Origin of the sequence: Variovorax sp. WDL1, from assembly GCF_001541225.1 — a bacterium.
Classification (GTDB): Bacteria; Pseudomonadota; Gammaproteobacteria; order Burkholderiales; family Burkholderiaceae_C; genus Variovorax.
In genome coordinates, this window is record NZ_LMTS01000127.1 from 1 (window position 1) to 10,329 (window position 10,329).

Annotated in this window: 11 protein-coding genes; 7 read left to right on the forward strand and 4 right to left on the reverse strand. The window is 64.2% G+C overall.

What is annotated here, in order from left to right:
• Together APY03_RS17115 and APY03_RS17120 are read right to left on the reverse strand one after the other, a co-directional pair.
• The coding region (locus APY03_RS17115) for a TauD/TfdA dioxygenase family protein (protein ID WP_068678379.1) at positions 1–763 on the reverse strand (763 nt) is incomplete at its 3' end.
• 197 nt (positions 764–960) lie between these two features.
• Complete coding sequence (locus tag APY03_RS17120) at positions 961–1,674, reverse strand: GntR family transcriptional regulator (RefSeq protein ID WP_083944427.1); 714 nt, start codon at positions 1,672–1,674, stop codon at positions 961–963.
• A gap of 168 nt (positions 1,675–1,842) precedes the next feature.
• Between APY03_RS17120 and APY03_RS17125 the strand changes: the two genes are divergently transcribed.
• The 7 genes from APY03_RS17125 to APY03_RS17155 all read left to right on the forward strand — a co-directional run bounded on the left by APY03_RS17125 (position 1,843) and on the right by APY03_RS17155 (position 8,896).
• A complete protein-coding gene (locus APY03_RS17125) occupies positions 1,843–2,589 on the forward strand; it encodes a GntR family transcriptional regulator (protein ID WP_068678380.1) in 747 nt (248 codons plus the stop codon).
• A 155-nt stretch (positions 2,590–2,744) separates the two neighbouring features.
• Positions 2,745–3,647, forward strand: a complete 903-nt coding sequence (locus APY03_RS17130; protein ID WP_068678381.1) for a TauD/TfdA dioxygenase family protein — start codon at positions 2,745–2,747, stop codon at positions 3,645–3,647.
• Positions 3,648–3,650: 3 nt separating this feature from the next.
• Positions 3,651–4,745 carry a glycerol dehydrogenase gene (locus APY03_RS17135; RefSeq protein ID WP_068678382.1) on the forward strand — a complete coding sequence of 365 codons (1,095 nt, stop codon included), beginning with the start codon at positions 3,651–3,653 and terminating at the stop codon, positions 4,743–4,745.
• Between the two features lie 51 nt (positions 4,746–4,796).
• On the forward strand, positions 4,797–5,834 hold the full coding sequence (locus APY03_RS17140) for a TRAP transporter substrate-binding protein (RefSeq protein WP_068678383.1): 1,038 nt from the start codon (positions 4,797–4,799) through the stop codon (positions 5,832–5,834).
• 18 nt (positions 5,835–5,852) lie between these two features.
• Complete coding sequence (locus APY03_RS17145; protein WP_068678384.1) at positions 5,853–6,371, forward strand: TRAP transporter small permease subunit; 519 nt, start codon at positions 5,853–5,855, stop codon at positions 6,369–6,371.
• A gap of 26 nt (positions 6,372–6,397) precedes the next feature.
• Positions 6,398–7,720 (forward strand): TRAP transporter large permease, encoded by a 1,323-nt coding sequence (locus APY03_RS17150; protein ID WP_068678385.1) that lies wholly within the window; start codon positions 6,398–6,400, stop codon positions 7,718–7,720.
• A gap of 33 nt (positions 7,721–7,753) precedes the next feature.
• Complete coding sequence (locus APY03_RS17155) at positions 7,754–8,896, forward strand: iron-containing alcohol dehydrogenase (RefSeq protein WP_068678386.1); 1,143 nt, start codon at positions 7,754–7,756, stop codon at positions 8,894–8,896.
• Between the two features lie 86 nt (positions 8,897–8,982).
• Here the strand turns inward: APY03_RS17155 and APY03_RS17160 are convergent, their stop codons facing one another.
• Entirely contained in the window at positions 8,983–9,216 is a 234-nt protein-coding gene (locus APY03_RS17160; RefSeq protein ID WP_068678388.1) for an aldolase/citrate lyase family protein, read from the reverse strand.
• Positions 9,217–9,494: 278 nt separating this feature from the next.
• Positions 9,495–10,329: DUF6537 domain-containing protein (locus APY03_RS42525; RefSeq protein ID WP_332307390.1), on the reverse strand; the 835-nt coding region annotated here is incomplete at its 5' end.

Below are 10,329 nucleotides of genomic sequence, written 5' to 3' on the forward strand. Positions count from 1 at the left end.
ATTGACGCTCGCCGCTCAGAATAGTTGACGCCGGGCACTCGACCAGTTGGCGATGCAGGGCCTGGCCTTCCTCCAGTGGCATGCCGCTGATCTCGTTGCCCGCGTTGGCGGTTATGAAGAGCGAGCGACGACCATCCGGATGAACTCGCACCAGCGGATGACTGACCGGGGGTACGGCGTTCTTCTCGAAGTTTGAGAGCGGCGGCAGCGAAGCGAACATCCGGCGGCCGTGCTCATACGAATGGACCATGTGCAACGGCTCGATCCTGGTCTTCAAGTCGTCCGGGAGCGCTTCGTAGGCCAGCACCATATTGGAGAAGCCCGTGCGTCCTCCTACGGCATCGTCGGGCATCACTTCGATGCCATACAGCAGCGAGGCGTATGCGGGCACATAGCGATAGGAGCTGTCGGTATGCCACAGCGCATTGACCTTCTGGAAGATCACGCGATGGTCGGTCTCGGGAAGATGCTCGCCCTGTGCCGACACATTGGCCACGTTGTAGACGGTCGACGCGGCGACGGTCTTGTTCTCCTCCGGAAAGTCTTCCAGCGCCCCCCACTGCTCGGTGAAGGCAATCTGCTGCTGCTCGCTGAGCTTCTGGTCCCGAAAGCACAGAACGCCGTAGGTATCCAGTAAATCGCGAAATTCCCGGATCTGCTCAGGATCCAGGTGCAGGGAAAGGTCGACTCCTGTGATTTCGGCGCCTAGCGCCGGGTTGAGCTTCGTGACTACGGGTCGCGCGACGATTTCAGCTTGTTCCATATTTCCTCAGGGTGGACAGTGGACGGAGCGCTCGCCTGCTGCCTTGAAGATCAAGCCATCGCAGGGGCCGGAGAATTCTGGCATATCACTGGCATGCCAGCAATATTCCAACAAAATTGCCCACAATGTCCAGTTGGCAAGCTCGTAAACCCGAGTCCGGCGGCGAAACCGGCGGCGCGCCAGCACCAGCCCGAAATTCAGGCGTGTGGCAGCGTCTGCCTTGCGAATTCGACGAGGTGGTCGATCAGGCGATCGGACGCCTGGGCCGCGCTGGCGGCGTCGCCCGCACCAACAGCCCGAACGACTTCGACGTGGAATCGGGCCGTGACCGGCAGATGGCGCGGCACATCGACGTGGAAGAACCAGAAGCGCCTGGATATCGAATGGAGCCTCGCGACGGTTTCGGCCGCGACGGTGTTGCGCGCCGCGCGCGCGAGCAGCAGGTTGAGTTGAGCGTCGAGGCGCAGGAACTCCTTGATATCCAGAGCCTCTGCCGCTTGTTCGGTCGGCGACACCAGTGACTGGATCGCCGCCCTGTCTGCGCTGCTGCCGCGGCTTGCCGCCGCTGCGGCGAGAAGACGATCCAACTCGCGTCGCGTTTCGAGAATCTCGAACTGCAAGCGCACATCGACCGGCGTCACCACCACGCCGCGCCTGGGCATGATCTGCACCAGATACTCGCGCGAAAGGCGATGCAATGCCTCGCGGATCGGCGTGGTGCCGATGTCGATCTGCCGGCTCAGGATGGCCTCCGATACAACGGAACCGGGTGCCAGTTCCAGCGTGACGATCATCTCCTCCAGTCGTCGATACGCTTCGCTTGTCAGGGTGTTCTGCGATCCGTCGCTGGAGGGGCTGACCGCCGTGCCGCCTGTATTGATCCCGCTGTCCGCAGCGCTCGCCATCGTCATTTCCGCCTTTTGCTTATGCCCAGGATATCGGCAGCATCGTGCGGCCGACCAAGCCGGCGACTATAGCGATGGCAAGGTCGCGTCAAGCCGCCCCGGCGCGCACCGGGGCAAAATCGCCGCCTGTCCGGCACCCTTCGGAGCCGGCAAACCAGAGGAGGCGTGGCAGGTATGAAGAAGGCGGCGACGGCGACAGCCGGCACTGAAGTCATGAAGTCTGCGGTGGCCGTGCAGAGGCGCGTGACGGAGCAGGACAGCGCGGCTGCGACAACGCTCATGCAAGACGCGTATCGGCAGCTGGAGGAGATGATCGTCACAGCGGAGCTCGCGCCGGGCGAGGTGGTGTCAGAAGCGATCCTGAGCCGCCGCATCGGGATCGGCACCACGCCGATCCGCGAGGCATTGCATCGCCTTTCGCGCGAGTATCTGGTGCAGATCATGCCAAGGCGCGGCGTGGTGGTGACGCCTGTCGATGTGGGCCTGCAGTTTCAGGTGCTCGAGACCCGGCGCGAGGTCGACCGCCTGATCGCACGGTCTGCGGCCCAACGTGCAACCGCAGCAGAGCGAGAGGCCATCGCAGCCCTGGCGAAAGCCATCGAGGAAACCGTGGCGCACTCGGATGTGCGGGCCTTCCTGCGGCTCGATGCGCAGCGCAGCCGCTGCGTGGCCTACAGTGCACGCAACTCGGTCGCTGCAGGCATCGCCACGACACTTCATTCGGTCTCGCGCCGATTCTGGTTCTGTCATCTGCATGAGGATCGGCAGTTGCTCGATACGGCGCGCTTGCATCTGACCGTGGCCAAGGCCGTCGTTCTGGGCGATGCGGAGGCTGCCGGCAAGGCCTCCGACGAGTTGATCGACTACATGCTTGCGTTCGCCAAGGCCACGCTTCCGGGCGCGTCGAACCCGGGGCCTTAGTTCGAGGCACCGCCCTCCCCTCCTTTCGCAAAGGCGGCTCGTCCGAACGCAGATGAGCGACCAAGGGTTTGTCCTGAAATCGTTGGCATGCCAGTCGTGTTCCACTAATGTTCCACGCAAAAGATTGCATCGCAAACACGAGGTGAGACAAGACCATGGCGCTGAGCATCTACCCCATTGCATCCAACTTCGTGGCCGAAGTCGGCGACGTTGACCTGTCGCGGCCGCTGTCGCTCGAAGACCGGGAAGCGATCAAGGAGGCGTTCTGGAAGTACGCCGTGCTGATCTTTCCGCAGCAGACGATGACGCAACAGCAGCACGTCGACTTCGCGACGATCTTCGGCCCGCTGGAAACCACCATCCAGAAGCACCGCACCGACGAGGCACTGCGCATTCGCGAAGACATCGCCGATGTCTCCAACCTCGACGCCGACAACAAGGTCTGGGGCGAAACCAGCCGCCAGCGCATGTTCCAGCTGGGTAACCGCCTGTGGCACACGGACAGCACCTTCCGCAAGATCCCTGCGAAGGCGTCGCTGCTGTACGGCCGCACGGTAGCGCCCATCGGGGGCCACACCGAATTCGCCGACATGCGCGCGGCCTACGACGCACTGCCGGAGACGATGAAGAAGCGCATCGACGGCCTGATCGTGGAGCATTCGATCTTCACCTCGCGCGCCAAGCTGGGCTTCACCGCGTTCTCGGACGAGGAGCGCGCCGCGCTGCCGCCGGTGCCCCAAGTCATGGTGCGCACGATTCCCGAGAACGGCCGAAAGTCGCTCTACCTGGCGTCGCACGCCGGCCGAGTGTTCGGCCTGCCCGACGCCGAGGCCGCCGAGCTGCTGGAGACGCTGACAGCGCACGCCACGCAGCGGCAGTTTGTCTACACCCACCGCTGGCGCCAGCACGACCTGCTGATCTGGGACAACCGCTGCACCATGCACCGCGGCACGGAGTTCGACGACCTGCGCTGGAAGCGCGACATGCAGCGCGCCACCGTCTCGGAGCCCGCCAACTCATGCGAGATAGCCGGTGTGGCCGTTCCGGTCGAGGCCTGAACGATGGGCGACACCCCTCGAATCCTCGGCGCGCCTGCGCTGTACGTACAAGGGCCGGACGCGTCCTTGCATATCGGCGACATCGCTGCAGGACTGGGCCGGAACGTGCTGTTCGTCTCAGACGCCGCCGTCGAGCGCCTGTTCGCGCCGCGCGTGCGGCAAAGCATCGAAACCAGTGGGCTCGCATTCTCGTCCGTCTCGTTCACCGGCGACCTCACGCCCGCCAGTGTGGAACGCATGGCCGGCGCCCAGCAGGCGTGGCAGCCGGAGGTGGTGATCGCCGCGGGTGGCGGCAAGGGTGTCGACGCGGGGAAGGCCGTGGCGCACACCCTCGGCACGCGGCTCATCACCTTGCCGACTGCGCCCTCGAATGACGGCCCCACCAGCCGCGTCTACTTGCTCTACGACCAGCATCACCGTCTGCTGAGCGTCGAAAAGCTGCCGCGCAACCCGGACGCGGTCGTGGTCGACACCGCGATCCTCGCTGCGGCGCCCGTCGAGTTGCTGGTCTCGGGCATCGGCGACGCGATCGTCAAGCGCTACGAGGCGGCGCAGTGCATCGGCGCTGGCGGGCTCAACCTGTTCGGCGGCCAGGCGACGCTGCTCGCGGCAAAGCTTGCAGAGACGTGCGACGACATCGTGCGTCGTCATGCGGTCGCCGGCCTGGCCGCAGCGCGTGCCCGCTCGCCCAACGCGGCCTTCGAGGCGCTCGTCGAAGCTTGCATCCTGCTGGCCGGCATCGGGTTCGAGGGCACCGGCTTGTCGGTCGCGCATTCCATGACGCGTGGCCTGACGGCCGTGCCGGAAACTGCAGGCGCCTTGCACGGTCGCCAGGTAGCCTATGCGTTGCTCGTCCAGTTCGTGCTTGAGAAGCGCTCCGATGCCTTCATGGCCGAGCAGCTCGACTTTTACCGCGCCGTGGGTCTGCCCACAGGCTTGCCCGAGCTCGGCCTTGCCGCGCCTTCTGCGCGGCAGTTGACCACGATTGCCGCGCTCACCCTTACCGCACCGCACATCCGCAACTTCGAATGCCGGCTTTCGGAAGGCGACCTCGTGGAAGCGATGGTGCGTCTCGAGCAACTCTGCGTCGCAGCCTGAGCCCTGCGCTTTCTGTCCTCGTCCTCCATCAACTGAATACATGAGGTACCCATGAACCGGTCCAAGAACACCCGCGCCCTCGTCTCCTCCTGCCTTGCAGCTGCGTGCTTCACGCTGCCGCAATTCAGCGCACATGCCGCCGAAATCACCTGGCGCCTGCAAAGTGTCGCCGGCGCCGGAACGACCGAATACAAGAATCTCGTCGAACGCTTTGCCAAGGAAGTGAATCAACGAACCGGCGGACGCGTCGAAGTCAAGACGTTTCCGGCCGGCATGCTGATGAGCAGCGCCACTGTCGTCGATGCGGTGAGCAAGGGCACGCTCGACGTCGGCCACACCTACCTTGTCTATTTCAGCGGCAAGGAGCCGGCGCTCAAGGCGGTGAACGAATGGCCGGCCGAAGTCAATCCGCTCCAGGGCTACAACTGGTTCTACGAGGGCGGCGGCTCGGAGCTGATGCGCAAGATCGTGGCGCGGCACAACATGCACTTCCTCGGCGTTTCGCCCCTGCTGGGCGAGCAGATCTGGTCGAAGAAGCCGATCAAGGGCGTCGACGATCTGAAGGGCCTCAAGGTGCGCGCGGCGGGCCTTGCCGCCGACGGCTTTGCCAAGCTCGGCGCATCAGTCGTCGCCTTGCCCGGCGAGGAGGTCTACACCGCGCTGCAGCGCGGCGTGGTCGACGCCGTCGAGTTCACGACCATGCCGGTGAACTACGGCCTCGGCTTGCAAGAGGTGGCGAAGTTCGTCTCGGTGCCGTCGTACTCGGGCGGGGGCACGTCCGACTGGATCGTGAGCCAGGCCGCGTGGAACAAGGTGCCGGTCGACCTGAAGCCCAAGATCGAAGAGGCGCTGAAGGTCGCCAGCATGGACTACAACACCTCGGCGGTGGCCGAGGAGAAAGAGCTGATGGTCAAGCTCGAGAAGAGCGGCGTCACGCTCGTCAAATGGCCCGATAGCGAGATGCGCAAGATGGAAAACGCGCGCCTGGCCGTCATGAAGGACAAGTACGCCGTCGAATCGAAGGACTACGCCGAGAAGCTCGACTCGCAGCTGAAGTTCCTGGGGAAGCTCGGATACCGCGCGAACTGACGTTGGCCAGACTCCCCCATGCGGCAACTCTGCGACGCGATCGATCGCCTCAACGATCGGGTGGGCCGCCTGGCAGCCCTGCTGATCCTGCCCAGCCTGCTCATCACCATGATCGAGGTGGTGGCACGCTACGCGTTCAACAGCCCGACGGTCTGGGTCAATGAATCGGTGCAGATCCTGTTCGGCTTCTACTTCCTGCTCGGCGGCGGCTACACGCTGCTGCACGGCGGGCACGTGCGGGTCGACCTGCTGCTGCTCGGCTTGAAGCCGCGCGCCCGCCGCCGGGCCGATGTGATCGGCCTGGTGGTCACGATTTTCTATCTCGCAGTGCTGTTGTGGTTCACCGGCGAACAGGCGTTCGACGCCATCGCCAGCCGCGAGCGCGCGGAGAGTCCGTGGGCGCCCTACATCTTCCCCGTACTCACCGCCGCGCCGGTGGCCGCCGCGCTCATGCTGCTGCAGGCGGTATCGCTGATCGTGCGCGCCTATGTAGATCCTGCACACGCGGCCAAGCCTGACAGCGGCGTCGTCGGCTGACTCTCTCTTCCACTGGGTATCAATCAATGGGTGTCGAACTCCTCACGGCCGTCCTGTTCGGGTCGCTATTCGCGCTCATCTTCCTGGGCGTTCCGCTGGCCTTCGCGCTCGGCAGCGTGGCCGTGGTGGTGGGCTATTTCGAGTGGGGGCCGATGGCGCTGCACCTGCTGGCGGGCCATGTGAAGAGCGCCACCTTCAACTACACACTGGTCTCGATTCCGTTCTTCATGTTCATGGCCGGCATCCTCAACAAGGCCGGCGTTGCCAACGACCTGTATCACGCGATCCATGTGCTGTTCGGCCCGCTGCGCGGCGGCCTTGCGGTCGGTACCGTGTTGGCTTGCACGATCATCGCGGCGATGAGCGGCGTGAGCGCGGTGGGCGTGCTGGCCATGGGTTCGCTTGCGCTGCCGGCGATGCTCGCGCGCGGTTACGACAAGCATATGTCGATGGGTACCATCCTCGCGGGCGGCGCGCTCGGCCAGCTCATTCCGCCCTCGGTGCTGGGCATCGTCTACAGCGGCCTCGCGAATCTCTCGGTCGGCCAGGTCTTCCTTTCCGGGCTGATGCCGGGCCTGTTGCTCGCCTCGCTTTTCATCTCCTACGTGCTGCTCAAGTGCTGGCTCAACCCGGCGGCAGGCCCTGCGATGCCGGCCGAGGAACGCGCCCGCATCACCGGTCGCGATCGCATCGCAAGCCTGCTGGGCATCGTGCCCGTGGCGCTGCTGGTCCTGGCGGTGCTGGGTGCGATGTTCACCGGCATCGCAGGCCCCACGGAAGCAGCGGCGGTCGGCGCGGTCGGCAGCATGGTGATCGGCTTCGCGCGCCGCACCCTGCGCTGGGGCGACATCGCAGACGCGGCACGCGAAACCCTGAAGTCAACGTCGATGGTGATCTGGATCGCCATTGCGTCGCTCGTCTTCGTATCGGTCTACGCCGGCATCGGCGGCGACAAGCTGGTGCGCGGCCTGCTCATCGGTACGGACCTCTCGCCCTGGGTGGTGATGACGATCATGATGGTCATCCTGTTCCTGCTCGGGATGGTGATGGACCCGATCGGCATCATCTTCCTGACCACGCCAATCTTCCTGCCCATCGTGGTGGCGCTCGGATTCGATCCCCTGTGGTACGGCGGCATGCTGATCATCAATCTTGAGATGTCCTATCTCACGCCGCCGTTCGGCTACAACCTGTTCTACCTGAATTCGGTGGCTCCCAAGGGCATCACGATGAAGGACATCTACAAGTCGTCGCCGCCCTTCATCGCGCTGCAGGGGCTCGGCTTGCTGATCTGCGCCTTTGCGCCGCAGGTCGTCACCTGGCTGCCCAAGTACGTGCTCGGCCAGTAGGCGTCCATACCCCCTTCCACAAAGGTTCGAACCATGGTCTCCCCGATCAACTACATCACGTCGGTCCAATTCGGCTTCGGTGCCATCGACATGCTGCCGCAGGAGTGCGAGCGCATCGGCATCCGGCGTCCCCTGGTCGTCACGGACGCTGGCGTGCGCGCGGCAGGCCTGGTCGATCGCGTGCTTGCACGACTGGCCGACGCCAGCGCCGTCGCGGTGTTCGATCAAACGCCTTCCAACCCGAACGAAGCGGCGGTACGCGCCGCCGTCGCGCTGTTCCTCGCGCAGCGCTGCGACGGCGTGATCGCGGTAGGTGGCGGCTCTTCGATCGATCTGGCCAAGGGCGTTGCCGTTTGCGGCACGCATGAAGGGCCGCTGAAGAGCTTTGCGATGATCGAAGGCGGCCTCGCAAGGATCACCGCAGCAACGGCGCCGGTCATCGCGATTCCGACCACGGCCGGCACCGGCAGCGAGGTGGGCCGCGGTGCAGTGCTGATCCTCGACGACGGTCGAAAGGTGGCCGTGATCTCGGCGCATGTGGTGCCGAAAGTGGCCATCTGCGACCCGGACCTGACGCTCGACTTGCCGGCGAGGCTCACTGCTGCGACCGGCATGGACGCGATCGCGCACTGCATCGAGACCTTCATGGCCCCGGCCTTCAACCCGCCCGCCGACGGCATTGCGCTGGACGGACTATGGCGCGCATGGGCGCACATCGAGCGCGCGACACGCGAGCCGCACGACCGCGAAGCACGCCTGCAAATGATGTCGGCGTCGATGCAGGGCGCGATGGCGTTCCAGAAAGGCCTCGGGTGCGTGCACAGCCTCAGCCATTCGCTCGGCGGCCTCGATCCGAGCCTGCATCACGGCATGCTGAACGCCGTGTTCCTGCCCGCCGTCATCGAGTTCAACGAGGCAGCGACCACGGTCAGGAACGAGAACAAGCTCGCCCGCCTGGCTCACGCCATGGGCTTGGCCGATTCGTCTTCCGTCGGCGATGCCATCACTGCGATGAACCGTCGTCTGGGTCTGCCAACGAGGTTGCGCGAAATGGGCGTCAGTGAATCCATGTTTCCACGCATTGTTGAAGGCGCGCTGCAGGACCATTCGCACATGACCAATCCGCGTCCCGCCGAAGCCAGTGACTACGCACGAATGCTCGCTCGTGCAAAGTGACCCATAACAGCGGTCCCTACCGCTGCCTATCAGAACGGCGTCGTCGTAGACCATCGGGATCACGACGATCGGGATCGCCAGCCCGGCTACGAAGGCGATGTCTTCACCGACCACCGGGTACGCGGCCCGTTGACAAGCCCGAGATCTCTCGCCGCCCGGCGCCGGCATGCGAACGCAGCGCATCGCCGGTGACGGCGCGCGCGCTGCTTCGAATCGTCGCCGTTCGGCACTCCGTCCTCCAGGTCGAGCATCAGCACATCGACGGGCAGGGTCAGGGCCTTCGCGACCATGGCGGCGACGTTGCCCGGCGTCGCGAACATGCGATGCCTTGAGCTCCTTCCTTGCATTGCCCAGTGTTTCCTTGAATACGTCGAGCTGCTGAGCCACTCCTTCGCGCGATACAAGGTACGAGAAAGCACGCGTAGAAGAGCTGAAGCGCATGTCATTCTTGCTGCGCCCTGCGTGCCTCTGTGCTTACGCGCTCAGCCAGCGTGGCATCGACGAAGGGTCCGAGTTCGATGCCCAACAGTTCGAAATAGTCGACCTTCATCATAGGAATTCAACCCCGGCGGCATCTCAATCACCCGCTTGGAAAATCCTACGCCGCCTTCTTCAGCGCTATGACTCGACGCTGAAGCGTCTCGAGAAGTACCTTCTCCTGCTCACGAGCAGCTGCGATTCCGCGCGCTCGGACATGGCCATATCCACGGATACCGTCCGGCAGCTTCGCCAGCTTGATTGCCGCGTCGTAGTGACCGGCGTCTTGCGTGGAGGCGATGACCGACAACGCTTGGTCGACCATAGACTTGTACTGCACAATCAGAGCGCGCTCCGTTCGGCGCTCCTCCGTGCGGCCAAAGACGTCAAAGGTCGTTCCACGCAGGAAACGCAGCTTCGCCAGAATCCGGAACGCGGGGATGACCCACTGCCCGAACTCGCGCTTCTTGGGCTCGCCGGTTGCGGAGTCTCGCTTCGAGAGGATTGGCGGAGCCAGGTTGAACACCAGCTTGAAATCGCCTTCGAACTTGCGCTCGACGCTCTGCAGGAAGCCTGTATCGGTGTAGAGGCGAGCCACCTCGTACTCGTCCTTGATGGCCATCAGCTTGAAGTAGTACTTCGCTACGGCGCGCGTGAGATCGGTGCGACCTGGGAAGCTGCTATCCTCGATGCTGCGAACATGCTCCACATAACTGGCGTATTGCGCGGCATAGGCCTCGTTCTGATAGTCCGTCAAGAAGCGCGTGCGCCACTCAATGGCCTTGTCCAAGTCGTCGATGACTGCAGGCGAGAGTCCTGCGTCGTGGTCGGCCTGGAGGTTCGCCAACATGCGCTCAACCGCATTATGGTCAACGACCGTACGGCGTCCCCACAGAAAGGCGTCTCGGTTCATCTGCTGAACCGCCCCGGATTTTGAGGAGGCTCCTTCGATTGAG